This window comes from Nocardioides sp. Bht2 (assembly GCF_047308515.1).
Taxonomy (GTDB): Bacteria; Actinomycetota; Actinomycetes; order Propionibacteriales; family Nocardioidaceae; genus Nocardioides.
The window spans coordinates 825,447-851,466 of record NZ_JBLBWI010000001.1 but is presented as its reverse complement, the minus strand read 5'-3'; the positions used below and the strand labels follow the sequence as shown (position 1 = coordinate 851,466).

At 66.0% G+C, this 26,020-nt stretch carries 20 protein-coding genes; 9 read left to right on the top strand and 11 right to left on the bottom strand.

All coding sequences use genetic code 11. The features are described from left to right. Window positions 1–154: 154 nt before the first annotated feature. Window positions 155–1,354, top strand: a complete 1,200-nt coding sequence (locus ACLM5J_RS04065; protein WP_413654771.1) for an ATP-binding protein — start codon at window positions 155–157, stop codon at window positions 1,352–1,354. A 73-nt stretch (window positions 1,355–1,427) separates the two neighbouring features. Here ACLM5J_RS04065 and ACLM5J_RS04060 read toward each other — a convergent pair whose 3' ends face one another. The 8 genes from ACLM5J_RS04060 to ACLM5J_RS04025 form a co-directional block, all read right to left on the bottom strand. Continuing rightward, window positions 1,428–3,128, bottom strand: coding sequence for an AIPR family protein (locus ACLM5J_RS04060; RefSeq protein WP_413654770.1), 1,701 nt, complete (start codon window positions 3,126–3,128; stop codon window positions 1,428–1,430). Between the two features lie 233 nt (window positions 3,129–3,361). Next, on the bottom strand, window positions 3,362–3,847 hold the full coding sequence (locus ACLM5J_RS04055) for a hypothetical protein (protein ID WP_413654769.1): 486 nt from the start codon (window positions 3,845–3,847) through the stop codon (window positions 3,362–3,364). 174 nt (window positions 3,848–4,021) lie between these two features. Further along, window positions 4,022–4,864 carry a nuclease-related domain-containing protein gene (locus ACLM5J_RS04050; protein WP_413654768.1) on the bottom strand — a complete coding sequence of 281 codons (843 nt, stop codon included), beginning with the start codon at window positions 4,862–4,864 and terminating at the stop codon, window positions 4,022–4,024. A 96-nt stretch (window positions 4,865–4,960) separates the two neighbouring features. Next, the gene (locus ACLM5J_RS04045) at window positions 4,961–6,418 is read right to left on the bottom strand and encodes a hypothetical protein (protein WP_413654767.1); all 1,458 of its coding nucleotides are present in this window, start codon (window positions 6,416–6,418) and stop codon (window positions 4,961–4,963) included. Next, a complete protein-coding gene (locus tag ACLM5J_RS04040; protein WP_413654766.1) occupies window positions 6,415–6,702 on the bottom strand; it encodes a hypothetical protein in 288 nt (95 codons plus the stop codon). The genes ACLM5J_RS04045 and ACLM5J_RS04040 overlap by 4 nt, the downstream gene beginning before the upstream one ends. A gap of 566 nt (window positions 6,703–7,268) precedes the next feature. After that, a complete protein-coding gene (locus ACLM5J_RS04035; protein ID WP_413654765.1) occupies window positions 7,269–8,096 on the bottom strand; it encodes an ATP F0F1 synthase synthase in 828 nt (275 codons plus the stop codon). Further along, window positions 8,089–8,484 (bottom strand): hypothetical protein, encoded by a 396-nt coding sequence (locus ACLM5J_RS04030; protein ID WP_413654764.1) that lies wholly within the window; start codon window positions 8,482–8,484, stop codon window positions 8,089–8,091. Before ACLM5J_RS04030 ends, ACLM5J_RS04035 begins: the two co-directional genes overlap by 8 nt. A gap of 594 nt (window positions 8,485–9,078) precedes the next feature. Further along, on the bottom strand, window positions 9,079–9,711 hold the full coding sequence (locus ACLM5J_RS04025) for a TetR/AcrR family transcriptional regulator (protein WP_413654763.1): 633 nt from the start codon (window positions 9,709–9,711) through the stop codon (window positions 9,079–9,081). 107 nt (window positions 9,712–9,818) lie between these two features. On the opposite strand from ACLM5J_RS04025, the gene ACLM5J_RS04020 reads away from it, so the two are divergent. Both ACLM5J_RS04020 and ACLM5J_RS04015 read left to right on the top strand, forming a co-directional pair. Continuing rightward, a complete protein-coding gene (locus ACLM5J_RS04020) occupies window positions 9,819–12,128 on the top strand; it encodes an arylsulfatase (RefSeq protein WP_413654762.1) in 2,310 nt (769 codons plus the stop codon). A gap of 57 nt (window positions 12,129–12,185) precedes the next feature. Continuing rightward, window positions 12,186–12,617: a hypothetical protein gene (locus ACLM5J_RS04015; protein ID WP_413654761.1), complete on the top strand. Its 432-nt coding sequence runs from the start codon at window positions 12,186–12,188 to the stop codon at window positions 12,615–12,617. A gap of 9 nt (window positions 12,618–12,626) precedes the next feature. Here the strand turns inward: ACLM5J_RS04015 and ACLM5J_RS04010 are convergent, their stop codons facing one another. After that, on the bottom strand, window positions 12,627–12,950 hold the full coding sequence (locus ACLM5J_RS04010; RefSeq protein ID WP_413654760.1) for a putative quinol monooxygenase: 324 nt from the start codon (window positions 12,948–12,950) through the stop codon (window positions 12,627–12,629). 152 nt (window positions 12,951–13,102) lie between these two features. On the opposite strand from ACLM5J_RS04010, the gene ACLM5J_RS04005 reads away from it, so the two are divergent. The 3 genes from ACLM5J_RS04005 to ACLM5J_RS03995 all read left to right on the top strand — a co-directional run bounded on the left by ACLM5J_RS04005 (window position 13,103) and on the right by ACLM5J_RS03995 (window position 19,238). After that, window positions 13,103–14,581 (top strand): DUF222 domain-containing protein, encoded by a 1,479-nt coding sequence (locus tag ACLM5J_RS04005; RefSeq protein ID WP_413654759.1) that lies wholly within the window; start codon window positions 13,103–13,105, stop codon window positions 14,579–14,581. A gap of 149 nt (window positions 14,582–14,730) precedes the next feature. After that, complete coding sequence (locus ACLM5J_RS04000; protein WP_413654758.1) at window positions 14,731–15,312, top strand: TetR/AcrR family transcriptional regulator; 582 nt, start codon at window positions 14,731–14,733, stop codon at window positions 15,310–15,312. 131 nt (window positions 15,313–15,443) lie between these two features. Further along, a complete protein-coding gene (locus tag ACLM5J_RS03995; RefSeq protein WP_413654757.1) occupies window positions 15,444–19,238 on the top strand; it encodes an SdrD B-like domain-containing protein in 3,795 nt (1,264 codons plus the stop codon). Window positions 19,239–19,250: 12 nt separating this feature from the next. Here ACLM5J_RS03995 and ACLM5J_RS03990 read toward each other — a convergent pair whose 3' ends face one another. Then, a complete protein-coding gene (locus ACLM5J_RS03990; protein WP_413654756.1) occupies window positions 19,251–20,444 on the bottom strand; it encodes a PucR family transcriptional regulator in 1,194 nt (397 codons plus the stop codon). Window positions 20,445–20,543: 99 nt separating this feature from the next. Here ACLM5J_RS03990 and ACLM5J_RS03985 point away from each other — a divergent pair, with 99 nt between their 5' ends. Both ACLM5J_RS03985 and ACLM5J_RS03980 read left to right on the top strand, forming a co-directional pair. Continuing rightward, on the top strand, window positions 20,544–21,677 hold the full coding sequence (locus ACLM5J_RS03985) for a ferredoxin reductase (RefSeq protein ID WP_413654755.1): 1,134 nt from the start codon (window positions 20,544–20,546) through the stop codon (window positions 21,675–21,677). Between the two features lie 78 nt (window positions 21,678–21,755). Then, on the top strand, window positions 21,756–23,000 hold the full coding sequence (locus tag ACLM5J_RS03980; RefSeq protein ID WP_413654754.1) for a fatty acid desaturase family protein: 1,245 nt from the start codon (window positions 21,756–21,758) through the stop codon (window positions 22,998–23,000). 1 nt (window position 23,001) lies between these two features. Here ACLM5J_RS03980 and ACLM5J_RS03975 read toward each other — a convergent pair whose 3' ends face one another. After that, on the bottom strand, window positions 23,002–23,520 hold the full coding sequence (locus ACLM5J_RS03975; RefSeq protein WP_413654753.1) for a methyltransferase domain-containing protein: 519 nt from the start codon (window positions 23,518–23,520) through the stop codon (window positions 23,002–23,004). 188 nt (window positions 23,521–23,708) lie between these two features. Between ACLM5J_RS03975 and ACLM5J_RS03970 the strand changes: the two genes are divergently transcribed. Next, a complete protein-coding gene (locus ACLM5J_RS03970; protein ID WP_413654752.1) occupies window positions 23,709–26,015 on the top strand; it encodes an arylsulfatase in 2,307 nt (768 codons plus the stop codon). Window positions 26,016–26,020 lie beyond the last annotated feature (5 nt).

Sequence of the window (26,020 nt, the reverse complement as noted above, 5' to 3'; positions counted from 1 at the left end):
CCGTTGGTCGAGCTTGTCGAGACCGTCTCCGAACCACCGGCCTATCTGCGTCCTGGTGGTCGAGCTTGTCGAGACCATCCCCGAACCACCGGCCTATCTGCGCGTCGCTAGCGAAATCTAGGGTCTGGCTTAGATCCGTCGATACGGTCGGACGGTGGATCCGATCCGTAATCCGTACGCGCCCGGTGCTGGTCAACGTCCGCCGGAGCTTGCCGGCCGTGACGAACAGTTGGGTGCCTTCGACGTCGTCCTGGAACGGATCGCCCGTGGGCGCCCGGAGCGGTCGTTGGTGCTGACCGGGCTGCGTGGCGTCGGGAAGACGGTGCTGTTGAACGCGTTGCGTTCGGCGGCGGTCCGGAAACATTGGGGGACCGGCAAGTTGGAGGCGCGGCCCGATCAGGCGCTGCGGCGGCCGTTGTCGTCGGCGGTGCATCAGGCGGTGCGCGAGTTGGGCCACCCGGCGCAGGAGCAGGTCGACCATGTGCTCGGCGTGATCCGCGCGTTCGCCCAGCGCGAGGCCGGGCCCGCGCCGAAGCTGCGCGAGGCATGGAACCCGGGCATCTCGGTACCGGCGGCGCGCGGACGGGCGGATTCCGGCGACATCGAGATCGACCTGGTGGAGTTGTTCACCGACCTGGGCGGCTTGGCTGCCGAGGTGGGCAAGGGCATCGCGATCTTCATCGACGAGATGCAGGACCTAGGGCCCGACGACGTCTCGGCGTTGTGCGCCGCCTGCCACGAGATCAGCCAATCGGGTCTGCCGCTGGTGGTTGTTGGGGCCGGGCTGCCGCACCTGCCGGCCGTGTTGTCGGCAAGCAAGTCGTACTCGGAAAGACTGTTCTCGTACCAGCGGATCGACCGACTCTCGCGCGACGCCGCCGACCGGGCCCTCGCTGCCCCGGCTGCGGAGGAAGACGCCTCGTTCTCGCCGGATGCGCTCGCTGCTTTGTATGTCGCGACAGGCGGCTACCCCTACTTCATCCAGGCCTACGGAAAGGCGGTCTGGGACCGCGCCCCACGGTCGCCGATCACCGCCGACGACGTAGCGGTCGCTTCGCCCGAGGGCGAAGCCGAACTGGCCGTCGGCTTCTTCGGTTCGCGTTTTGAGCGGGCAACGCCAGGGGAGCGCGACTATTTGCGGGCGATGGCCGACGCTGCCTTGGCTGCTGAAGATGCCGACGACATCGGCTCGGTACCCACCGCCTCTGTAGCTGCTCTCCTCGGCAAGAAGCCGCAGTCGTTGTCCCCCGCCCGCGACGCCCTGCTCAAGAAGGGCCTCATCTACTCGGGCGAGCGTGGCCGGATTGCGTTTACCGTCCCGCACTTTGGGAGGTACTTGCGCGAGCAGGGGTGAGGGGCCATTCCGCCCAGAGTGGCGCCCCATTTCTCTGAGATCCGACGAGGTCAAGTCGCCGCCGGCGGCAGGACTATCTACGCCGCGAGGGTCCCAAGTACTTCGTCATTCGCTCGCGCAGTGCTTGAGTCGTCCGCGGGTCTTTTGCGACCTTGTCGAACAATATTTGGTTGGTTGTCCGCGCGACGCGTGCGAATTCTTCTTGAACGGCGCCAATTAATTCTCGAAGAAGCTGATTGGATGGCATCAGTTCGATCGACGCGATATCCTTCGCGCTCGGCTGCGTCTTTCGAGTCAATGCAACTGCCGAAGCCATCGAGAGATGGAAAACAAAGTCATCGACCTGGCCTTGGGTCTGTCTGTTATTGCGCAGATACAACTCACATTTCCGTACTACTTGGATTGCCGGAAAGTACATCTCAATCGGGTTGTTGCTTGCGAAAACGACGTCATAAACTTCGTCCTGAAAGATTCTAGACACCTCTCCCCTCGACACGTGAGGAACTTGCACGAGAGTCGCCATCACTGCCTGGCCGAGTTGATCGATGGAAACTAGTTTGTGCAAAGGAATCTGGCGGTTCCAATAGAAGTTCTTGCGTCGCTCGTAGTACAAGCCTTTCGCTCGAAAGAACTCTTCGATCTCTCGCTGAACTCTGTCGGTGGCGCGGAGCGAGCTAAGTCCCAGGGAGGTCTGGCTGTTTGTCGCCCGGATGATCCGGTCCTTAATTTGATCGTCATCCGCCTGGATCACCTTTACGAGAACGCCACGTTCTTCCTTGAAGCCCTCGGAACGTCCGCGCTTGTAGATCTCATGGGACGTTTGCAGACCGTTCACAATCTGAGGCGACACCAACTGCAGAAGTTTTCCAGCGGGTTGGACCTTGTCCGCGACGATGGTTACCCCATTGTTTAGCCACCAAAAGTCGACGTCTTTATCCTCGTGCTCAAGCGTTCCTTGAATGCTCCGGTTGACACCGGACTCGCCTTCATAATCGCGGACATTCGCTTCGAATAGAGCGGCATCAAGCTTGCCGGTGTCGTCCGTGATGAACTTCTGATAGTCGTTCAGGCGAACCAGGCCGACATATCCGCCAGCCATGTCCGTGGAGATCGGGTTTTCAGCCAAGGCCAACTGCATCGTGACCGGCGGCTTGTCTCGGGCCATGTTCGCCATAGCGGCGGCATCGAGCAGATGCGTTAACGGCTCGCATGTGCCGAAGCAGCCTGTCAAGGTTTCTCGTAGGTGGGCCGCTTTAGCCTCGACGTTTGGGTGAATTTGATCAGCCTTGAGGGCTGCAAATGCTGAGAAGATGCGTAGTTCCGGCATGTCCATCGCTCTATAAGTGTCGAGGAATCGCCGGGTTATCTCGATCACGCGAGGGTTGAACTGCTGGGCGAGCGCGGCGTCGTCACGGGTGAAGTCCAAAAGTTTTGGGAGATGAACGATCAGTTTGTCGACTGCCGCCTCGCCAAAGCCCTTGGAGTTCTTCACCTGGATGAGCACCAGGTCCAACTGTGGGCTTCGGCCGAGTGCACTCAAGTTGGTGTCGTCGCGAAGGCAATAGCCGTTCGCGAAGATGTAGATCGCGTCGATTCCACCATCGAGTGTTCCGTCGACGATTCCAGAGAGGAGGTCATCGTGACTCGGGCGATAGGCACTCAAATAATGGCGAGCGACGAAGTAGGTCTCTTGCTCGGAGTCGTTGAGACTGGCCGTCTCGAGTCGTGTCCGGTCGACCATGTCCGTCAGAAGGATGACGTCGTTCGCGCTCATCGTTCAGCCCTGATTTCTGAGATTTCGGCGCTCCGCGCCATCAAGTCGCTCTGCCACGGCACTTCAGACATGCCTTACCTTTCGACCAGTTCCTAGGACCCTGAACATAGTCCCACCCGCCCAACGAACGACATAAGGGGCGCTCGGCGAGTCCCGCTTGATCTTCATCTCCACGCCTCGACACGGATGTTCCAGCCGCGTCACTTCGTCGAGTAATGGGAGTAGCGCGCGTGCTACAGGTCTCGGTCTTCAGCGCCCTTGGCGAGGTCGGACCAGAACGGGACGTGCGTTCGATCCGACGGATCGAAGGGATAGAGGCGGAACTCGCGGGCGGAGTAGTCCAGGAGGTTGTCACCGTAAACAATGACGTCGATCTGATAGACGGAGAAGACCGGGCTCGGGCAGAACTGCGGACCAGACGCCAGGTACCGGTGTGAGTAGACCGGGGCAAGGGTCGGCACGTGGGCACGGTGTGAACGTGCTTCACGCTCCCGTTCCTCTCGCGCATCCGGTCGATCGGCCCAGGAGGATGGCCAGAAACCGTTGTTGTGTACGCCGAAGAGGACGCCCTTGATCGGCCAGTTGAGCCGTCTCCGGAGGTCCTCGTCGGCGTCACGCCGCCAGTCCGGCCATGACTTGCCGACAGGTACGGCCGACTGGAGGAACTCACGGTGCTCGGGGCCGAATCCGAAACCAAACTTGTCCTGAAGCCGCGACACTTCGCAGTCCGATAGGCCACGTTCGACGCGTACTCCACCTGCGCGAAGACGCTGGATCGCCGCAGACATGAGGGCTGGCACGCCACGATCCTCCCTGATGAACCGAACTCTCGTGTCGCAGTTAGTGGCTTCACCCAGGATGGTCCTCCCGTCGTCGCAACCAACGCGACCCAGCTATCGCACGATGCGGCGTGCCAAGAGCCAACTCACAACTCCGGCCAGCAAGGCAGCAATCGAGCCGACGTCAGGGTTGAGGGCGAGCGCGTTTGCCGTTGCGCCGATGACCATCACCAGACAGAACCAGATTCCTAGCCCGACGAAGAAGCGGGAGAGCTTCTTCCTTGAAACGGGCGGCGCCGGTGGCGCAACAGGCCGCCTGGGAGGAGAGAAACTCTGGCGGGCGCGGCGAGACCTGGGCGATGAAGACCGAGAGGAGTAGGCCCGCTGCGCTGAAGGCCTGGGGCTTGCCTTGGTCGTCATGCATCGACGTAGGAGGGTGGCGGCGTGGTTGATCTCGGCATCGCTGAGGACGCGGGGTCGGCTCATCAGCATCTCGACGATGTTCGCGGTCGAGCAGAGCATCACCTCACGTGCCCAGCCAGAGATCTCCTCATCGCGGTCGAAGCAGATCACCGGCTTCATGCAGTCCATGTAGCGCGGGGCGAGATGTCCAACGGCAAGCGCGGCGTCGGCACATCCGGACACCGCGGTCTCGCGTTGATATCCGTTCTGGCGAAGGACGTTCTCCTTGACGGTGATGCGTCCTGACCAATTCTTGGAGTCGATGACGAAGATGCCACCGGGACCTATCGCCAAGTGGTCGATGTTGGCCAGTTTTCGGCCAGGCCACCTCAGGTCATGAATGTGAGTCCACTCGACCCCGAGGTGAGAGAGCGCTGCGGCGGTATGCGATTCACCGTCGGCGCCCTTCTCCCAGTTGTCTGCGTAGCGCGCCAGGCGGGCAGACTTCTCACGCGCACGTCGCGCTTGCTCCCGAGCAGAGTCTCCAGCCACCATGGCAATTCCCTACCCTGCTTGGGGGAGCTAAGGGCAGGCCACGCCGATCTATCCTCAATTTCAGGGTGCCTGGGGCCACCCTGATCGGGCGCATCGTCACGCCACCTCGACGTCCCCAGGATCGCCCGGTCCACTCCCGCCCAGGTACGGCTCCACCGCAGGCACGTCCGTGTCGTCGCCCAACCGCGTCGGGAGCGCGGTGCCGTGGCGCTCCCAGTACTCACCGGACAGGTGGCGCCACGAGCTGAACGGTGCGTCGCCGTACTGGGAGTCGCCGATGTCGTGGTGCTGGGGCAACTCCAGCATCGGGCCGAGCGACGACATGTTGTCGGCCTCGTCCTGAACCACCGTGTTCGTCGTCCCGTTGGGCGCATCGTGGTACGCCCCAAACTGGGGATAGTCGCCGATGTTGCCGCCGACCTGCGGTCCGCCCGGTCCTGGGTTCACGTACAGGGTGCCGTTCACCGTGTGCATCAGGTTCGACCCAGGAGGCGCGAACGGGTTGATCGCGTCGTAGTGGACCTCGAGGTTCCCGGCCGTCGTCTGCCGGACATCCACCCGCGGGGTATCCACAGCGACGTTGCCGGCCGCATCCACCGATGGGTTCTGGCGGACGACGATTGTCCCGGTCTCGTAGTCGATGAACATGGTGACGCGGGTCTGCTCGGGGTCGAAGTGCGGGTCGAAACCACGGTTGTCGCCCAAATCGTCGTGGGGGAAGTTGGTGACCTGCTCGATCGGGATGAAGAGTCCGATCCGTACCGTGCCCTGCCCAGGTTGTGGGGTGATCCGACCGATCTGGATCACCGCATCCGTGTCCTGGTTCTTCGCGTCGTATGACGTCGGATCGAGCGCGGCCGCCAGCTTCCAATCGGAGACCGAAGCCGGCGGTCGGCCCATGGCCTCCGTGAACGCATCGATCTGCGCCTGACGCCGGACCGGGTCGATCTCGCCCCAGCCCGGCAGCTGGCCATCGGTGATCGGATCGTCCAACTGGTCCATCACACTCGCGAACTTGCCGCCGTCGGCCCCGATGTTGACGTCGTACTCGCCGCGCGCCGCGGCTCGCAGGATCCGGGCCAATGCGTCGTCCGCCGCCTGTGCATCCTCCAGCGCATAGCCGATCTCGCGGGCACACTCATCCGCCATGCCCTGCGCCAACGCGATGCCGACGCCGCTGCCCGGCTCCTGCGCCCAGATCGGCGCCGCCGGAACGGTGATCGTGTTCGTCGACGTGTTCACCGTCCACCCGTAGCTATCCGCGGTGGCGAGCTGCTGCTCCAGCAACTGCTTGGCCCGGATCAGATCCGACTGTGCCTCGCTCACCCCACCCAGGACGGCGGCAACGGTGGCCGTAGCGTCGGCCAACCGGTCGCACATCCGCACGTGCGCCGCCCGGGCCGCCTCGGCGTCGTCGCTCACCCAACCTGCTGGGGGAGTGCCGTCGACCATCTCGTCGGTCAGGTCGGCGAGACCCTTGCGGCGGTTGTTCAGCGTGTCGATCACCGGGTCCAGCGAACTCGGCGTCCACGACTTCAGCGTGGCGATGTTCATGGGAACCTCGGGTAGCCGCCGGCGACACTGCCGTCCGCCTCGACCCAGTGGTCGGCAGCGGCGTGCAGGTTCGTGCCGTGCGTGGTCATGTCCTTGTGCAGCGTGGAGAAACGCGTCTCCCACTGCGTCGCCAGAGCCTCCGCGGCACTGGCCGAGGAACTGCTCGGCAGCGCCGTGCCGATCCCCGTCAATGACGTCGACGGGTCGTTGGTGCTGATTCCCTCGGCAGCCTCCTCGACCTTGTCGGCGGCCTTGTTGATGGCGTCGGGTACGACCTCTGGCATGGGGCTCGCTATGTTCTGGCAGGCGCTGGGACATAGAGCGGTCTGCCCGCTCCGACGAATGATTAAACCAATCGGTGTTCGTGATCGTCCAGCGTGTGGCTGGTCCCATCGATGACGAGTGGCCAAAGAGTTCGCCGAAGACTCAATATGAGAGACGCACGCACTGCACACCTAAGGGTGAGGGCAGCTAAAGAGCCTGCCGTTCGACTCCGGGTGCAGGTCTCTAACCCGAAGCGGTGCAACCGGGTGACCTAGTACTAGGATTGGGATCCGCGTCAGGGGCGCGATTCCCGGGAAGACTCCGTCTCAATTCCGTGTACCATTCGCGGCCCACGATCTCGCCCGTTAAGTCGTCGCCGCCAGCAGTTCAGAAGGTGGCAGAAGATCGCTGTCATCTAGGCGTCTGGTCATTAACCTGGGGCCTCATACCAGTATATGAAATCGAATTCACGTAAGCCAGCCTTAGTGCAACGGTTCCTGGCGGCAAAGATGATTCGGAACGGTTCTGCTGAAACCAGTAGGTAGCCATCCTGAAACTCTGTCCGAACAGCCCCGATCTGGCCAACTTATATAGCGATAATGGAATTTGCAAGCCGCTTCTCTGCGCCTATTTCTGTAGTATAGAACCGTTGTTCGATCCCATAGACAAGCAACTTTAGGTCATCGTCATTGGAAACGGTAAAGCAATTTTCGCTTTCATCGAATTTGAGTCTGCCGTTGAGATACTTGTTCGTATACTGGACTAGCTTGGATCGATCTTCAGTTGGCAAATTTGCCAGCGTGGAGAGAGCCAGTGCAATGCGCTTTCGGTTCGGCTTCGAGACGCTTTTCGAATCAAATCCTTCGGTGGCAACGAAGTCCATGCCCAAAAACTCTTCGACTTGCTCCTCGGTGGCTTCCTTGTAGAGAGTGTCGATCCCTTGGAAAAGTCCTGAGATGCTTGCTAGGTCGCGAAATACCAAGGTATCCGCGGCGGGGAAGTAGGCAGCATCGGGAAGGTCATTGACAATGATCCTTCTCGAGGAGGTGTCGATGATCGCCACGTCGCCGAAAGTGACAGTCTTCTTCCGCATAAAAGCGGCAGGCCTGACTCGCTGGAAATAGTAGGCGCCGTCTTGAGCGGATATTAGGACATTGATGTCGTCAAATTCGGTCCGAGTAAGATTCGCATAATCGGCAGACATGGTCCCGGCTGGCATGAAATTCGGATAGTAATCTCTAGCGCTGAAATGTGGGACGCCGAACCATTCGTCCTCGCTCAGCGTGGTGGCGCTGCTGTACTCGATGGTGGAGTCTACGGCGATATCGAGCGGAGTGTATAGCCGCGCGTCGGAGGCAACCTTGCGAATGGGGTCACGCCTGAGTCGCTTGAGTTTCGCGTAGACATTATCCATTTGGGTTCCTCTCGAAGAAGGTGTAGCCATTGATGCGGCGTGCAACAGGAACTTGAACCTCGCTGGGGATGCGGTACTGGCTCTTTGTGATCAAAAAGATTGCCGTTCCGGACCGGGTGGTTGCGTCGTAGAACGAGTAGCCGTACAGCAGGAATAGCGGATTGAAGTACAGTGCTTGCGACTTATATGTAAAGGCAAAAAGGACGAGGTAGACGAAAATGAGAGTCTTGATGTCGGGAATGCTAAGTGATACAAAGAAGTAACCCAGATAGCTCGGCAAGAAGGCATTGTTTGCATGCGAAATCGTCTGGATGTCACCGGGCTCAAAAGCGTCCTTCGAGAGGCCTTTGCTTGCAATAATGCTGGCACCCGTGAGTGCTATCGGCACAAAAGCGTAGCCTAGGAACAAGGTAACCTGAAGGTATCCAGATGAGTCGGCAAAGAACAGTGGAGATTTGACCTGATAAACGACGAGAAGAAGTGATGTCGCGTTAAAGGTAAGGAGTAAGCGAAAAGGAATCTCGAGGATCTGCTTGCTTCCCTTCCCGGTTTGGCGTCGTCTTCGCCAGCTTCCTGATTGCGCTAGCGGCGCTGTGCTCTAGGCTCGGCGCATATAGTACCGCGATGCGTCGTGATGCTTTGCAGCTTCGATCAAAGTTCTGGATGGTGGTCTAGTGCGCCCTCGTGCATCTGTCTTGGGTCCGAGTGCGATTGAACTGCTCCGCTGCGCGTCGCCGGGCGGACTTCTCTGCGGCGCGAGTGCTTGGTGCGCCTTGATCTAGCTCGGTGCGACCAATCTAGGCCTTGCATTCGCAGCGTCACCTCCTGCGGGTGCGTCTCTTCTCTTTCCTGTGAATCGCTGCATTGAGGTTTGCCGTTGCCGCTGCAAGAAGCCTTCACCTGATGGTTGAGAGCGTCATTGCGCGCTGCGTAAGTCCTGCTCGATCTGGTGTCTTGGACAGATAAGTGGCGCCGCAGGTTCCTAGTTCTCGCCCGCCTTCAACCCACCCACTGCCAGCTCCACCAGATGCCCGACGACCGCGTCCAGTTCGCGTTCGCCGTTGACGATCGCCAACGCCCACTGCTGTTCGAACGCGGCCAGGGCAGAGGTCGACATGTTGAGCACCAGGCTGATCCGGGTCAGTGCGGTGGTTGGCGCGAGGTGGGTGAGTTCGCGCTGCATCCGGTTGGCCAGTTCGGTGTGCAGGGTGCGGACGGCGAGCAGGGCCGGGTCGGTGAAGTCGACGGTGGGGGAGACGCGGGCGAGGAACTGCAGGTAGGTCGAGTTCGGTCCTGCTGCGCGTAGGTGCTCGGCCAGCGGCAGGATCATCGCTTCCAGAAGAGCCCGCAATGGATCGTCGCCGGTCGCGTCGAGTGCGGCGACCATCTCTTGGCGGCGCTCGTTGATCACCAGCATCCGCCGCCGGAACACATCGCGCACCAAGCCGTCGCGGCCGCCGAAGTGGTAGTGGACGGCGGAGTTGTTGCGTTGCCCGGCCGCCTTGGCGATCTCGCGCATGGAGACGCCGTCCAGGCCGTGCTCGGCGAAGAGTCGTTCGGCGGCGTCGACGAGGGCGTCCTTCGGCCCCGTATCGCCCGCTACACGCTCGCTCACTCGGGAACCGTACCCAATCCACACCCCGAGTGAGACGCCGCGTCCCAACATTTAAAGCATTGACTTAATCTGGCGATGTCGAACATCCGTCCACCCTGGAGTGACCCATGACCGAGCCCACCTTCCAAGGCCGCATCGTCGACGCGATGTCGCAGTCCGAACCCTGGTGGCCGCCGCGCGCAGCCGCTCCCGAAGGTGCGCCGAACGTCGTCGTGATGATCGTCGACGACATGGGCTACTCCGACCTCGCCTCGTTCGGCTCGGAGATCCCGACCCCGCACCTGGACGCCGTCGCCGGTGAAGGCCTGCGACTCGCCAACTTCCACGTCACCCCGACCTGCTCGCCCACCCGCGCAGCCCTGATGACCGGGCGCAACTCCCACGCCGTCGGCGTCGGCGGCGTCGCCAACATCGACCCCGGCTTCCCCGGCTACGCCGCCGAACTGCCCGCCAACCAGCCCACCATCGCCGAGACCCTGCGCGACCAGGGATACAGCACCTTGATGATCGGCAAGTGGCACCTCTGCAAGGAGAGCGATCTCGGGCCCGGCAGCGACCGGCACTCCTGGCCGTTGCAGCGCGGCTTCGACCAGTTCTACGGATTCCTCGAAGCGCAGACGAACTTCTTCCACCCGCACCAGATGTACGAAGGCAACAGCCTCGTCAACGTCGACCAGTACCCCGACGGCTACTACCTCACCGACGACCTCACCCAGCGCGCCGTCGAGATGATCTCCGAGGTCGTCACCGACGAACCCGAGAAGCCGTTCTTCCTCTACTTCGGCCACGGCGCCGTGCACACCCCGCTGCACGCCAAGCCCGAAGAGATCGCCAAGTTCCGTGGCGCCTACGACCAGGGCTGGGATGCCGTCCGGGAGCAGCGTTTCGCGCGCCAGAAGGAGCTCGGCCTGGTCTCTCCCGACGCCGTCCTCGCGCCGATCAACGACGAGACCGGACCCGACGTACCGACCTGGGACGAACTCGACGCCGACGGCCGGCGGCTCGCCGCGCGCTATCAGGAGGTCTTCGCGGCGATGGTGACCTCGATCGACGACTCGGTCGGTCGGATCCGCGATCTCCTTGCCCGCTTGGGGAAACTCGACAACACGATCTTCGTCTTCCTCTCCGACAACGGTGCGGCCAGCGACGGCGGCACCGACATCGGCAAGTTCAACCACCTCTCCGCGATGCACAAGCCGTCGCAGCGTTCGGTCGCCGAACGGATCCCCGGCGACCTCGCGCGCATCGACGAGATCGGCGGCCCGACCAGCTGGCCCGCCAACCCCGTCGGCTGGGCCACGACAGCGAACACGCCGTTCCGTCGGCACAAGTTCTCCTCGTTCCGCGGCGGCAACCAGGTCCCGTTCCTGATCTCCTGGCCTGCCGGACTGGACGGCGTCGGCGGCGAGATCCGGCACGAGTACGCCCACGTCACCGACCTGATGCCGAGCCTGCTCGATCTGGCCGGTGTGCCGGTCGCCACCAGTCGCAAGGGATTGGCGGCCGAGCCCCTCGATGGCGTCTCGTTCGTGCCGACGTTGCGTGACGGATCTGCGCCGACCGCGCACACCGAGCAGTACCTGGAGTGCTTCGGTGAGCGCTCGTACTACCGCGACGGTTGGGAGGCGGTGGCGATCCGGAAGCCGGTGACGCCGTTCGCGAGCGACCGGTGGGAGCTCTACAACACCCTTGCCGACCCGACCCAGATGCGTGACCTGGCAGCCGAGAACCCTGACCTGGTTGAGGATCTGGTCGCGGCGTGGACCGCGGCGGCGGGCGAGAACCAGGTGCTGCCGATGGCCGACGGGACGCCGGTGCACTGGTTCCAGCGCCCGCCCAGCGACGAACGTTTCGTCCGTGAGACCGTCCTGCTTCCCGAGGTCGGGATGGTCGAGCGGTTCCGTTCGGCGCAGCTGATCGATGGTCGCGGCTTCACCATCGAAGCGACCTTGCCCGGCTACCGCGCCGGCGACGCAGGTGTGTTGGTGTCGCACGGCGGGCAGGAAGCCGGCTATGTGCTGTACATCGAGGATGGCTCCGTCATCTTCGCGCAGAACGCCTTTGCCGACTCGACCCTGGCGACGACCCCGGTCCTGGTGCCGGAGGGTGCGCGGTCGATCGAGGTTCGGGTCACCGCGCCCGGGGGCAGCCGTTGGCTGGTCGACCTGGCGATCGACGGAACCGTCGTCGTCGAGCAGGCCGAGATGGCTCAACTGACCTGGCTCGTTCCCTTCAACGGGATCAGCGTCGGGATGGACCGCCGTTCGCCGGTGCTGTGGGAGCTGCACCAGAAGTACGGCACCTTCGCCTGGACCGGCGCGCTCGACGCCGTCACCTATCGTCCCGGTGAGCTCGCACCGGACGCGTTCGCGGTGATGATCGACCACTTCCGCAAGCTGGGGCGCGCCACGCAGTAGGGCGACCCGCCGCCCGACTGCTCGCGCTCGCGGGCAGTCGGGGGCAGTATCGAGCCCATGGCGCGACCGGTGGGTTCACTGCGGGCATGGATCGCCACGCATCCCGAAGAGATCGTGGACGTCTTCGTCTACGTCGTGGTGCTCAACCTGGCGATCCAGTTCCTGCCGCAGGTGATCAGCGAGAGCTTCCTGCACTCGTTGCTCACTGCGGTCCTGCTGAAGATCGCTCTGGAGGGTGTCCTTCTGTTGAAGGGCGCGGTCATGGCTCGGCTCCGCGGTGCGCCGACGCGACGCGGGAAGGTCGTGTTCGGTGTGGCGCTCTGGGGCGTCGCCGTGGGTAGCAAGCTCGTCGTGCTGTGGCTGATCGACGTCGCCTTCGGAGGCGCGGTGAGCCTCGGTGGTTTCCTGCCGGTCACTCTGCTCGTGCTGGTTCTGCTGGCGTCGCGCTCGGCTGTCCGGAGGCTGCTCTATGGAGATTCCGGCGGCTGAGTACGGGCGTCAGTCGGCAGTGTTGGTACCGATGTTCTTGGACCAGAGGGGCGTGGTGCCGACCACCTGCGGCGGACCGGCGAGCAGGTGCTCGGAGTCGGCGAGGTAGGCGCGGTACTGCTCGGTGGTGAGGAAGGCGGCAGCGTCGGCCCGTGATCGGTACTGCTGGAAGACCATCAGCGCGTCAGGGTCGTCGTCGATCGCGGTGTACACGTAGGCCTCATGGGCGTCGTTGGCGGTGACGGCGGCAGGCATGTGCCGCTCCCAGGCGGCGATCAGCTCAGCGCGGCGGCCGGGAAGGGCGTGGTGGGTGAGGAAAAGTCCGTAGCTCATGGGTCGAGGCTACGAAAGACCTCCGACGGAAGTGGTGCGGTTTTCCGCGGTCCAGCGGGCTGGCGACGTTGTGTCGGAGGTCACTTCTAGTGTCGTGGTGTGCTCGGACGAAGGGTTCGAGCCGCTGGATCTGACGGTGCTGGAGGTGTGTGATGCCGCGACTTCTCGACGTTCCCGGAGGGCGTCGCGTCATCGGCCAAGCGCGCTCCTGTGCCTTGCCGCGACCGCGGTGCACCGTCGATGAGGTGCCGCCGACGACGGAGCACCCGATCTGTGCGGCGCTCGGCTCGATCGCGGAGGCCCTGAGGGACGCCGACGCTTGTAGTCCCGTCTTCCTCTCCACGGTGGAGAAGGCAGTGGTCCTGCTCCAACTACCGGGTTTGTTGGCGCGGCTCACCGAGCTGAACCTTCGGGTGATGGCGTGCGCCGACGACGTCGCCGAAGCACACGGTGCCCGCAACATCGGCGACTTCATCGCCCACGAGACCCGGCAGAGCCCGGGTGCCACGGCCCGCGAGCTCCGGCTCGCCAAGGAGCTCGACGACCGGCGACCGCTGTTGCGGGCCGCGCTCAACGAAGGCCGGGTCAACCTCGCCCAAGCCGTCGAGATCGTCCGAGCCCTGCACGCTCTCCCGGGTGACCTCGACATCGAGATCGTCGCCAGGGCAGAGGCAGCGCTGGTCGAGCACGCCGCCACCTTCAATCCGGCCGAACTGCGCCGCCTCGGCAAGCGGATCATCGACGTCGCCGCCCCTGAACTCGCCGAAGCTTTGGAGGGTGAACGGCTGGCCGACGAGGAGCGGTCCGCGCGCGAGCGGCAGCGGCTCATCCTGAAGCCACAAGGCGACGGCACGACCAGGATCTCCGGTCTGCTCACCGATCTGTGCGCCAACCGGCTCGCGACCGCCCTGAATGCGATCACCAACCCGCGACGAGATCGGCTCGCTCCGCCGCCGTGTGGCTGTGTGCCGGCCGACGACGGGCGCTACGCCGACTCCTGCGGCGATCTGGAGTGCCCCGGCCGCGACCCGCACCACGACAGCGACCTGCGTCGCGACGAGCTGGGTGCCGTTTCGCCTGCCGGCGCGGCGCCACTGCGCAGACTCTCCACCCCGCAACGCAACGCCCGCGCGCTCAACACCTTGCTGGAGAGCCTCGACCCGAAGCGACTCCCGCTCCACGGCGGCGATGCGACCACCGTTGTGGTCACGATCGGCCTCGACGCACTGCGCACCGGTCTCGGCACGGCCGCCATCGGCAGCCAGCGCGACGCGTGGCATGACCGGATCTCCGCGGGCGAGGCGCGGCGGTTGGCCTGTACGGCACAGATCCTGCCGGCGGTGCTCGATGGGCGGTCGCTGCTGCTGGACCTCGGCCGAGCCAAACGGCTCTACTCCTGGGCACAGCGCCGGGCGTTGGCGATCCAACATCCCTACTGTCAGGCCGAAGGCTGCCGCATCCCCAGCAGTTGGTGCGAAGCGCACCACGCGATCCCCTGGTCCGAAGGCGGTGCGACCGACCTCGCCAACGCTCTCCTGCTCTGCAGCAAACACCATCACTTCGCGCACGACCCTGCCTATCGGCTGGAGCGACATCCATGCGGTGTCGTCCGCTTCACGCGGCACACCTAGCGCCGCCCGGGCAGCCGGGTCGGTCGAGGAATGCGGAGGCGCAGCATCAATGACTCGACCTCTTAAAGCAACAAAGCGTTGCTTTACAAAGTCGAGTGCAGGCGCACGCGTTCGGCTCGCCTAGGATTTCTCCGGCGATTGGAGGGGTCATGACCGTCAAGGAGCGGCAGCGCAGCGGTGGGCGCAGCGAGCAGGTCCGACTCGCGGTCGGGCGTGCGGTTCTCGAACTGCTGGCCGAGGAGCGGATCGCCTTCACCACCGTCGAGGTCGCCGAGCGGGCCGGGGTCAACCGGCGCACGATCTACCGGTGGTGGCCGACCCAGGATCTGCTGCTGGCCGAGGCGCTCAGCCAGCACGCCCGCGACCTCGACGTCCCCGACCTGGGCTCCCTCGCCGACGACGTCCGCGCCTTCGCGCACCGGGTGGCACTCTTCGCTGCCGACCCGGTCGACCTCACGATGACCCGGATCATGGTCTCGGGCAGCCACCCGGAGTTCAACCAGGCGATCATCGACCACTTCGCTCCGATCATGGCCGGCTGGTACGAGATGCTCGACCGCGCGGTCGAGCGCGGGGACGCCAACCAGCGTCACCTCCCGGAGACGGTGATCAACTCGTTGGTCTCGCCGCTCTTCCTGGCACCGCTCACCGGGGGTGAGGCGCTGATCCCGGCGCGGGTCGACCAGGTCGTCGACCTGATCCTGGACGCGGTCGGCGCGGTCCCCCGCTGAGTGGCGCCGACATCCCAGTTTCTTGGACGTAGTCCGACATTCGGCCTCGGTGGCAGTAGATTGTTGCCCGTTCCCGTGCGGATCTCGGGGTCGGCTGACTGTTCCGCGCGACCCCTGCGCTGAGGACCCTCGTGAACTTCAAGAAGAGTCGTACCGCTTTTACCTCCGCGATCCTGACGTTCGGTGTCGCGTTCGGCACCGTGGCGACCGGGCTGGTCGTCACGGCACCTTCCGCAGAGGCGGCGGTGGTGCGGCCCTTCGCCTTGAACTACAACGAGACCGTCCCTGGCGACGTCATGCAGGTCGGCAACGGCAACATGATCTGTCCTGGGGCCACTGCGCCGGTCGACCCGTTCGGCGAGCCGATCGCCACCTGCGCCGGCGCCCAGGCCGGAACGAACACCTCTGCGTCCGCTATCAACGACTCGTACTACATGCAGTGGGTGGACGTCGACTCCAGCGCGGCCACCTACAACTCCAGCCAGGCCACTGTGACGATCCCCTCTGGTGCGAGTGTCTCCTTCGCGCGCCTGCGCTGGAGCGGGGACACCGGCACCATCCGCCTCGCGGACAGCACCATCTCCACTTTGCCCGGGTGCAACACCCGCCAGTTCCTTGGCGGAGCGGGAACCGCGGTCCTGCCGAGCGGCACCCCGGAGAGCACCTCGGCCCGCCTCACCGTCGGCGCGGGCAGCACTACCGCCGTCGCCCCGCAAGTGATCAGCCGCGACGCCCTCGCGAATGTCCCGGCCAGCCAGCCCCAGCTCTACGCCGCCCAGGCAACCGTGACCAACCAGTTCGCGGGAATCGCGACGGGAGTTCCGGTGCCGATCACGGTCGGCAACCTGTGGACTCCGCAGGGCTTCGGGTGCTACGCCGGGTGGTCGCTCACCCTGGTCTACTCCTTCGGCGACGACGACATGACGACGCCGTCGAAGCAGATCTTCATCTACGACGGTCACGTGCGGCAGTCCTCGGTGGACCCGCCGACCAGTGTGCCGGTCTCGGGGCTCCTGGCAGCGGGGCCAGGCTCGCGCGTCTCGCTGACCGCCTTCGAGGGTGACGGCAACATCGGCGGCGACCAGTTCCTGGTTAACGGCACCAACACCGCCGAGCCCCTGACCGGCGCCACGTCGAACTTCTTCAACTCCAGAGCCGAGGGCGCCACCAACCCGGCGGCCGTCGCCAGCAACCTGAGTGTCGACTCTAAGAGCCTGACGGTTCCGATCGCCTCGGGAGCGACCGCGGCGACGTTCAGCTTCACCAGCGCCGGCGACACCTACCTCGCGAGCGGCCTGGTGTTGGCTGTGCCCCGCGCCACGCTCAGGATCAACGCCTCCGCCCCCGCTGGCCCGCATCGTGCGGGCGACTCGATCGAGTACACCATCACCGTGCGTTCCCCGGCGCACGCCGCGAGCGGCGTGGCCGTCGACAGCGAGATCCCGGGTTGTGACCGCAATATCGGCGCTCTCGCCGCGGACGTGCCGCATACGTACACCTGCACCGCGCCAGCGCCAGGAAGTGATACCACCTACGCCAACGTGGTGAGTGGCGACGGTAGTTTCGGCCAGTCCATGGAGGCCAGCCGGAACGTCGCCGTCGCCGTCGTCAACCCGGCGATCGAGATCACCAAGACCGCGGACAAGGCCAACTACCTGGCGGGCGAGACGATCACCTTCTCCATCGAGGTCGTCAACGCCGGCGACGTTCCCCTCACCTCCATCGCGGTGACCGACGCCAAGGTGCCTGCCTGCGACAACACTCATGCCGCGTTGGCGGTCGGCGCCTCGCTTACCTACACCTGCACCGCGATCGCGCCCATCGCCGGGAACTCGAACACTGCTTCGGTGAACGCGACCTCGCCTGTCGGCGCCGTCAGCGACAGCTCGACCGTCGCCGTCCCGATGGTCGGCACGATCAGCGGTCGGGTCTTCGCGGATCGCAACGGCAACGGGCAGATCGACGCCGGCGACACCGGGATCAGCGGCGTCACGCTCACCTTGACCGGTCCACAGCCCAACCGGACCACGACCAGCGGCCCGGACGGCGGTTACTCCTTCGCCGGCGTTCCGGGCGGAACGTACACGCTCACCCAGACCCAGCCCGCCGGATTCGACGACGGCATCGACACGGCCGGCAGCAATGCCGCCCTGAACGGCAACGACACCATGGTCGTCACCCTGAGCGACGGCGCAAGCAGTGCCGGCGCCCTCTTCGCGGAGCGGCCGACCGCCAGCCTGGCCGGAGCCGTCTATGTCGACCGGGACCGCAGCGGCACCCGCGATGGCGGAGAGCCCGGGGTCCGTAGCGTGACCATGCTGTTGAACGGTGAGGACGAGGACGGCAACGCCGTGACGCTGAGCACCGTCACGGATCCGGGCACCGGGGAGTACCGGTTCGCCAGCCTGCGCGCGGGCAGCTACGAGATCGCCCAGATGCAGCCGACCGGGTACGGCGACGGCTCCGCGGTGGCGGGTACCGCGGGTGGCAGCGCCGACAACAACGCCATCTCCGACATCGACCTGTCGGCGCGGACGGCGGGCACCGGCTACCTGTTCGGCGAGACCGTCGGCTCGCTCGCTGGCGGCGTCTATGCAGACAGCGACCGCGACGGAACGCGTGACCCCGGCGAGTCCGGGATCGGGGGTGTGACCGTGACTCTGACCGGGACCGACCCGGACGGTTCGATCTCCCCGATTCAGACGACCACCCGAACCGATGGCAGCTACCGGTTCGAAGACCTGCTGGCCGGCACCTACGCGATCACCAAGACGCCGCCGTCCGGCTATCGCGAAGGCTCCCCGACGCTCGGCTCGGCCGGCGGCAATGTCTCGTCGTCCACCCTCATCTCCGGGATCGACCTGGAGGCGGCCGGGCGGGCCACCGGATACCTGTTCGGGCAGGAGCGCGGGTCGCTGGCCGGGACGGTCTGGTCCGACGACAACGGCAACGGCGTCCGCGACGCCGGCGAGAGCGGCGTCGAGGACGTGGCCGTGCGCCTCTACTCCGCAACCCCCTCGGCTCCGGCGACCCAGGTCGCCGACGCCGGTGCGCCGGTCGCGACCGTGCGGACCGACGCGGACGGCGACTACTCGTTCGGTGACCTCGCCGGCGGCTCCTACCAGGTCGGGGTGGAGCTCGCCGCCGACCAGGCGCTGACCGTTCCGGGGCGCGGCGACGCGCAGACCGGATCGGACATCGACTGGATCGCCGGGCTGAGCGACGAGCTCGTGATCGACTACGCCAGCGACGTGAGCGCGAACCTGCGCGACCTCGACGCCGGTCTGATCGTGCGGGCCGACGACCTCGCCGTCGATCTTCAGCTGCAGCAGGGCGCTGCGAAGGCTGCCGGCAAGGCGCGGATGAAGGCCGGTACAGGCCTCAAGGTGGGAGACACCGTGGACCTGGCCGCGACCGTGACCAACCGGGGAGCTTCGCCCGCGATGGGCGTCCGACTCACGGTGACTCTCCCGTCAGGTCTGCGTCCCGACAGCGCGGACGGCGACGACTGGACCTGCACCACCGCCGCCCAGAGCACCGAGTGCCTCACCGCGGAACCTGTGCTTCCCGGCGATGCGCTGCCGACGGTGACCCTCAGAGGTACCGCGGTCTCGACGGGAACCGGCTCGATCTCCGCTGTGGTCGCCTTCACCAACGGATCCACCGACGTCACTCAGGCCGACAACGTCGCCGCCGCGGCGCTCACCATCAAGGCCGCCCCGGTCCCGCCGGTCGACCCGGACGACGAGACCGACGACCCCGAGGAGACCGACGACCCGGACGGCACGCCTGGGCCGACCGGCACCGGCGCCCTCCCGCAGGTCGGCGCCGGGGCGACGATGGGCCCGGCGATCGGCGCCGGCCTGGTGCTCCTGGCAGCCGGCCTGCTGGTGATGCGCCGACGCCGGAGGTTGACGGGACGCTGAGCCGGCGTGGGTCTACTCCTTGTCGAGGCCTAGGGCGATCGCGGCCTCCAGGATGAACTGCGGGTCGGTCAGTCGCTCGCCGTAGACCTCGCGCAGCTTGCCGACGCGGTACCGGATCGTCTGCGGGTGGACGAAGAGCGCGGTGGCGATCTCGTCGCGGCGTCCTTGGTGCAGGATCCACGCCCGTAGGGTCTCGGTGAGCCGGGCCTTCGTGGTGGGACGCACGGAGTCCAGCGGCTCCAGGACCCGGTCGCGAAGATCCGCCAGAGCCGCTGAGTCGGCGGTCAGTACCAGCGGGACCAGATGGTCCTCGGAGTCCGACGAGATGCCGGGCCGGGCGACGTCGAGGACGATCGCCCGCAGGGCGCGCCGGTACGAGGTGCGTGCGTCCTGCCAGGGGCGCGGCGGACCCACGATCGCCTGGCGTTCGGCCAGCTGGGTGACCAAGGCGCTGCGGCCGGCCGGCGACAGGTCGGGGATCAGCAACACGGTCAGGTCCTGGTGGGCCTCGAGCCCGGGTGCATCGGAGCCGGCGTGCAGGGTCCGCGCCTCGTGTTGCGCGCGGACGATCGCGCTCGCCGACGACGGAGCGATCACCGCCGTCAGTGTGGACGGCGGTGCCCAGTCGGCGCGTTCGGCGAGCGCTGCCAGGCCGGCGGGGTCGAGGCCGGTCAGGATGCCGTGCGCCAGCCGCTCCCGATGGCGTTCGCGGACCCGGCCGGAGGTGGCCAGTTCGTCCGCGTGGCCGGAGACGCTGGCCGCCGAGAGTTGGTCGATGTAGTCGAAGACGAACTCGGCGAACTTCGCCACGTCGGCGGCTGGGAGGTCGTTCTCGACAGCGGTGTGGGACAGGTCGTGCCAGGCGGCTCGTCCGCCGACGCGGTAGGCGGCGGCCAGGGCGTCCATGCTCCGTCCGCTGCGCGCCTCGCCGCGGCCCAGTGCGTAGGCGGCCTCGAAGACCGACTCGACCATCGATCCGCGCTCCACGCCGGAGGCGGTGGTGGCCATGTCGAGGAAGCCGCCGAGTGCCAGCGTCACCGCATTCTCGATGTTGCGGCCCATCCGTCCGCGGAACGGTTCGGAGTACTGCGGGACCTCTTTGATCACTGCCGCGATGCACCGTTCCGAGGCGGCCGGGAGCTCGGCGCGGATCGCCGCGACCACCGTTTCTGGCAGGCGGAGCCCTGACGTGGACCGAGAAACCATCGAATCAGACCCTTCTTTATTCTCTACGTACAAAAGACTAGCGGGGATTCACGCGGGCAAGGTCATGAGTTCACCGAGATTGCTAGGCAAGATAGCTACATGGCCACCCTGGATGCTCACCGTGCACCTCGCCGGATGCGGGACGTCGTCGTCCGCGCCGTCGAGGCCGCGACGACACCTCTGCTTCCCGCCGACTACCTCGACCTCTTCGCGCCGCTGCGCTCCGGTGCCGACCTGCGCGGTCGGATCGTCTCCGTCGAGGCTGAGACCGCGGACGCCGCCACCCTGGTGATCAAGCCGGGTGCGGACTGGGCCGGCCACATCCCCGGTCAGTACCTGCGGATCGGCGTCGACGTCGACGGCGTCCGCCAGTGGCGCGCCTACTCGCTCACCCACGGCCCGCGTCGCGACGGCAACATCTCGATCACGGTCAAGGCTGTGCCCGACGGCCTGGTCAGCAACCATCTGGTGCACCGCGCCAGCGCCGGCACGCTGGTCCACCTCGAGCAGGCCACCGGCGACTTCGTCCTCCCCGAACTGGAGGCACAGGCGCACAAGTTCCTCTTCGTCACCGCGGGCTCCGGGGTCACCCCGGTGATCGGCATGCTGCGCAATCTCTTCCCGGTCACCGACGCGGGCGTCGTCCGGTTCGAGCGCAGTAATCGCCTCGACATCACTGTCGTCCACGTCGCCCCCAGCGAACCCGACTCGATCTTCCTGCAGAACCTACGGGAACTCGACGCCGCCGGTGCAGTGAATCTGATTGCTCGCTACGACGACGTACACGGCATCCTCGACGTCGCCCAACTCGGCGAACTGGTCCCGGACCTCGCCGAGCGGACCACCTACGCCTGCGGCCCGGGTGGGCTCCTCGACGCGCTGGAGGCGCACCACACCGAGCGTGGCCTCGACCTCTTCACCGAGAAGTTCCGCGCGGCCCCGATCGTCGCCGGCGAAGGCGGCTCGGTGAGCTTCGGCGTCTCCGGTGTCGACCTGGAGCTGGACGGCACCACCACGATCCTCGACGCCGCCGAAGAGGCCGGCATGTTGATGCCCAGCGGATGTCGGATGGGCATCTGCATGGGTTGCGTGCTGCCGATGAAGGAAGGCGCCGTCCGCGACCTGCGCAACGGCGAGATCACCACCGCCACCCCCGGCGAGACCGACCCTGGCGGCGTGATGATCCAGACCTGCATCAGCGCCCCCGCCGGAGCCTGCCAGATCGAGCACTAGCCAGGCCCGCGTCACCAGCCCGCATCACCGCCCCGATCCACCCCACGAACTGCCCGAACGGCAGAAGCGGAGTACCCGATGACCACGATCACCAAGAAGCCCGTCAACCCGACCGCGCACCTCACCGCGGCTGACATCGAAGCCCTCGGCGCGGCGCTGGACGCGATCCGGCAGGACGTTCTGGACACCCGCGGCGAGAGCGACGCCCGCTACATCCGCAAGGTGGTGGACGTGCAGCGCAAGCTCGAACTCGGCAGCCGCGCCGTCCTGCTCTTCAGCATCTTCCCGCCGGCCTGGATCGTCGGTACCGCCGGTCTGAGCGTGGCCAAGATCCTGGAGAACATGGAGATCGGCCACAACGTCATGCACGGTCAGTGGGACTGGATGCGTGACCCGAAGATCCACTCGACCACCTGGGAGTGGGACAACGCTTCCACCTCGGAGAGCTGGAAGCACTCGCACAACCAGGTGCACCACACCTACACGAACATCGTCGGCAAGGACAACGACCTCGGCTACGGCATCATGCGCGTCGACGAGGACCAGCGTTGGGCGCCGATGCACCTCGGCCAGCCGCTGTGGAGCTTCATCAACGCCTGCTTCTTCGAGTACGGCATCGCTGCCTACGACCTGCAGCTCGGCAAGAACCTGAAGATCCCCAAGGAGAAGCGTTCCGCGGAGTTCAAGCGCAACGTGAAGTCGACCCTGAAGAAGATCCGCAAGCAGGCCACCAAGGACTACGTCGTGCATCCGGCGCTGTCGATTCCGACCGGCTCCTTCCTCCCGACGCTGGCCGCGAACTTCACCGCCAACCTGGTCCGCAACCTGTGGACCAACTCGGTGATCCTCTGCGGTCACTTCCCCGAAGGTGTCGAGACCTTCGAGCGGGCCGCGATCCCGGAGAAGGAGACCCGCGGCGAGTGGTACCTGCGTCAGATGCTCGGCTCGGCCAACATCTCCGGCTCCAAGGCGATGCACCTGATGACCGGCAACCTCTCGCACCAGATCGAGCACCACCTCTTCCCGGACCTGCCCTCGAACCGGTACGCCGAGGTGGCTCCGAAGGTGAAGGCGCTCTTCGAGCAGTACGGCCTCAACTACCACGAGGCGTCGCTGCCCAAGCAGGTCGCCAGCGCCTGGCACAAGATCTTCCGGCTCTCGCTGCCCAACGGCTGGATGGCCAACACCAACGCCAAGAACCTGCCGCAGCAGCTCGGAGTTCTGCACAAGCTCGCGACCGGTGGACCGAAGGTTCGCCGTGCCTACGACGCCGTCCAGCGTCGCGCCGAGCGTCAGCAGCGTGAGGCTGCTCAGGCGGCCTGAGTCAGCCTGCCGTCTTCTCCGACGGCCCGAACGGGTGATTGCCGAAGTGGGCGATCACCCGTTCCATCTTCTCCGCGGTTCTGGTGAAGATCACGTACCGCTTGTTCCCTGCCCCCTGTACCGGACGGAAGTCGACCTGCGCGTCGATGCCGCGAGCGATCAGCTGCAAGGAACGCGGTGTGTAGAGCGACGTGTGGTCGGGGTAGAACGCATAGCGCTGCTGCACCAGCGGCCTGGCGCTGCGTAGCGTCGTGCCGCAGACCAGGACGCCGTCCTCGCCGACGAACTGCATCAACTTCGGGAAGTCGGTGGTCGGGTTCCGGAAATGCTCGATCACCTCGCTGGCCACCACCACATCGAAGGTGCGGGTCGCGGGCCTGTTCGCGTCGTGGAACTCCATGTCGGCACGGGCGTTCATGATGTCGCCGATCGCGACGTGGCCGGTGGAGTCCAGGGCGGCGATGTGGTGGTTACGGAGCTTCGCGCGGAGCCTGCTGGCGAGCGGTCGGGCACGTGCCATGGCCTTCGTTCCTTCAGGATCGACGCATTCGCAAGCACTGTAACCAGCGCTCGGTGGCTGCGCCGGCGGATTCGGTGAAGAGGGGAGGGGCCGCGTTGCGTGGCATTCCCGGCGATCGCCTGCGGGATGCGGCTGCTCGGAGCCAGAGTTAGCGGCGACGTACAGAGGCGAGCCGAGGAGCGTGCGCGATGACCGATCAGCAGGCAGGGGCCGATCTGTCGGGAGCGGCTGAGCCGGGCCCGAAGATCGCGCTGACGGCGGAGGAGTCCACCCCGTGGCACCCGGCGCGTCCGCGCCCGGCAGGAAAGCCCAACGTGCTGGTGGTCCTGCTCGACGACGTCGGCTTCGGTCAGTTGGGGGCGTTCGGCGCGGAGATCGCAACGCCCAACATCGACCGGCTCGCTGCCTCCGGCCTGCGCTACAACCGGTTTCACGTCACCGCGATGTGTTCGCCGACCCGCGCGGCGTTGCTGACCGGCCGCAACGCGCACGCGGTCGGCGTCGGCTTCCTCGCCGACATGCCGACCGGATACCCCGGCTACAGCGGGCGCATCCCGCGCTCGGCGGCGACCATCGCCCGGACCCTGCGTGACCAGGGCTGGAGCACGATGGCCGTCGGCAAGTGGCACCTGACCCCGCGCAACGATCGCAGCGCTGCCGGACCCTACGACACCTGGCCTTTGGCGCAGGGGTTCGAGCACTACTACGGCTTCCTGCACGGCGACGCGAACCAGTGGACCCCGACGCTCTACCGCGACAATTCGCCGGTTGAGCCGCCGAGCACCCCGGAGCAGGGCTACCACCTGACCGAGGATCTGGTCGACCAAGCGTTGCGGATAGTCCGCGACCAGAAGCATGCCGCGCCTGAGAAACCGTTCTTCTGCTACTTCGCGCCCGGCGTCGGCCATGCTCCGCATCAGGCGCCGCGCGAGTGGATCGAGAGGTACGCCGGTCACTTCGACGACGGCTGGGAGGCCGTGCGGGAACGGGTCTTCGCGCGGCAGGTCGCCGACGGAGTGGTGCCGGAGGGAACCGAGCTGAGCCCGCGGCCGGAGTGGATCCAGGACTGGGCGGAGCTCAGTGACGAGGAGCGCACCCTCTACGCCCGCTATGCCGAGGCCCACGCGGGCTTCCTCAGCCACTTCGACCACCACTTCGGTCGCCTGCTGGCGGGGCTGGAGGAACTGGGCATCGCCGACAACACGATGATCGTGCTGACCAGCGACAACGGCGCCAGTGCAGAGGGCGGCCGCCACGGCTCCCTCAACGAGCACCGCTTCGGCTTCGGCGTCGCGGACTCCCTGGACGACAACCTCGCAGCAGTCGACGAGATCGGTGGGTTCGAGGCGTACAACCACTATCCGTGGGGATGGGCCTGGGCGGGGAACGCGCCGTTCCACCTCTGGAAGCGGTACTCCTGGTTGGGCGGCACCCGGGTTCCGATGATCCTCAAGCCGGCTGGCGGCACGGCCGACGCCGGCGCCATCCGCGAGCAGTGGTGTCACGTGGTCGACCTCTTCCCGACCATCCTGGAGACCTGTGGTGTCGAGCTGCCGGAACAGGTCGACGGCGTCGAGCAGCAGCCGCTGGCCGGGGCTTCGTTGTTGCCGAGCGTCCGCGACGGTTCGGCGCCGCCGGCCCGCGAGACCCAGTACTTCGAGACCCTCGGCTCGCGCTCGATCATCCATCGGGGGTGGAAGGCGACCACCGACCACCGTTCGCTCGGCGTCGACGACGAGGAGATGATCCCGGGCAGCCGAGAGTTCGGCACCGACACCTGGCACCTCTTCGCCCCCGACGACTTCGCCGAGCGGGTCGACGTCGGTGCCGAGTACCCGGAGCGGCTCGCGGAGTTGGAGCGGCTCTGGTGGGCGGAGGCTGAGGCGAACCACGTGCTGCCGCTGACCGACGGGCTCTACGGTCACCTGGTCGGCCTCGAGCCGGCGTTGTGGCCGATCAGTGACCGCCTGGTCGTGGTGCCGGGGGCGAACCCGGTGGTCGACGAGGTGGTGCCGTCGCTCGCGGCGGGCACGCTGTTGGAGGCGGAGACCGAGGTTCCCCCGGGTGGCGGTGAGGGGGTTCTGGCGGCGATGGGCGACTGGTCGAACGGGTGGGCGCTGTTGGTGCGCGAGGGGCGGCCGGAGCTGCTGCTCAACGTGACGAGTACGCCGTACCGGGTCCGCGCCGAGTTGGTTCTGGAGCCGGGCACGCGGGTGGTGGGCTTCCGGTTCCTCGGCGCGCACGGCGTCGGCGTCCTCCTCGTCGACGGCGTCGAGGTGGCGCGGACGGTCCTGCCGCAGGGCATGGGGGCGGGCGGTATCCAGATCGGCGGCGGCGGGCTGCGCCTGGGCCACGACGCGGGCTTCCCGGTCAGCGCGGACTACCTGCCGCCGTTCGCCTGGACCGGGCAGTTGCGGCGGGTGATCTTCACCGGCGGCAGCGCCCTGGCCGAAGCGGACGCCGTCCGGTTGCGGGCCAGTCTGGCTGCCGAGTAGCCCAC

Bases quoted from the DNA above. Each gene is read 5' to 3' on its own strand.
- ACLM5J_RS04060 (WP_413654770.1), bottom strand. From the start codon at position 3,128: ATGAGCGCGAACGACGTCATCCTTCTGACGGACATGGTCGACCGGACA.
- ACLM5J_RS04050 (WP_413654768.1), bottom strand. From the start codon at position 4,864: ATGGTGGCTGGAGACTCTGCTCGGGAGCAAGCGCGACGTGCGCGTGAG.
- ACLM5J_RS04045 (WP_413654767.1), bottom strand. From the start codon at position 6,418: ATGAACATCGCCACGCTGAAGTCGTGGACGCCGAGTTCGCTGGACCCG.
- ACLM5J_RS04040 (WP_413654766.1), bottom strand. From the start codon at position 6,702: ATGCCAGAGGTCGTACCCGACGCCATCAACAAGGCCGCCGACAAGGTC.
- ACLM5J_RS04035 (WP_413654765.1), bottom strand. From the start codon at position 8,096: ATGGATAATGTCTACGCGAAACTCAAGCGACTCAGGCGTGACCCCATT.
- ACLM5J_RS04020 (WP_413654762.1), top strand. From the start codon at position 9,819: ATGACCGAGCCCACCTTCCAAGGCCGCATCGTCGACGCGATGTCGCAG.
- ACLM5J_RS04015 (WP_413654761.1), top strand. From the start codon at position 12,186: ATGGCGCGACCGGTGGGTTCACTGCGGGCATGGATCGCCACGCATCCC.
- ACLM5J_RS04010 (WP_413654760.1), bottom strand. From the start codon at position 12,950: ATGAGCTACGGACTTTTCCTCACCCACCACGCCCTTCCCGGCCGCCGC.
- ACLM5J_RS04005 (WP_413654759.1), top strand. From the start codon at position 13,103: ATGCCGCGACTTCTCGACGTTCCCGGAGGGCGTCGCGTCATCGGCCAA.
- ACLM5J_RS04000 (WP_413654758.1), top strand. From the start codon at position 14,731: ATGACCGTCAAGGAGCGGCAGCGCAGCGGTGGGCGCAGCGAGCAGGTC.
- ACLM5J_RS03990 (WP_413654756.1), bottom strand. From the start codon at position 20,444: ATGGTTTCTCGGTCCACGTCAGGGCTCCGCCTGCCAGAAACGGTGGTC.
- ACLM5J_RS03985 (WP_413654755.1), top strand. From the start codon at position 20,544: ATGGCCACCCTGGATGCTCACCGTGCACCTCGCCGGATGCGGGACGTC.
- ACLM5J_RS03980 (WP_413654754.1), top strand. From the start codon at position 21,756: ATGACCACGATCACCAAGAAGCCCGTCAACCCGACCGCGCACCTCACC.
- ACLM5J_RS03975 (WP_413654753.1), bottom strand. From the start codon at position 23,520: ATGGCACGTGCCCGACCGCTCGCCAGCAGGCTCCGCGCGAAGCTCCGT.
- ACLM5J_RS03970 (WP_413654752.1), top strand. From the start codon at position 23,709: ATGACCGATCAGCAGGCAGGGGCCGATCTGTCGGGAGCGGCTGAGCCG.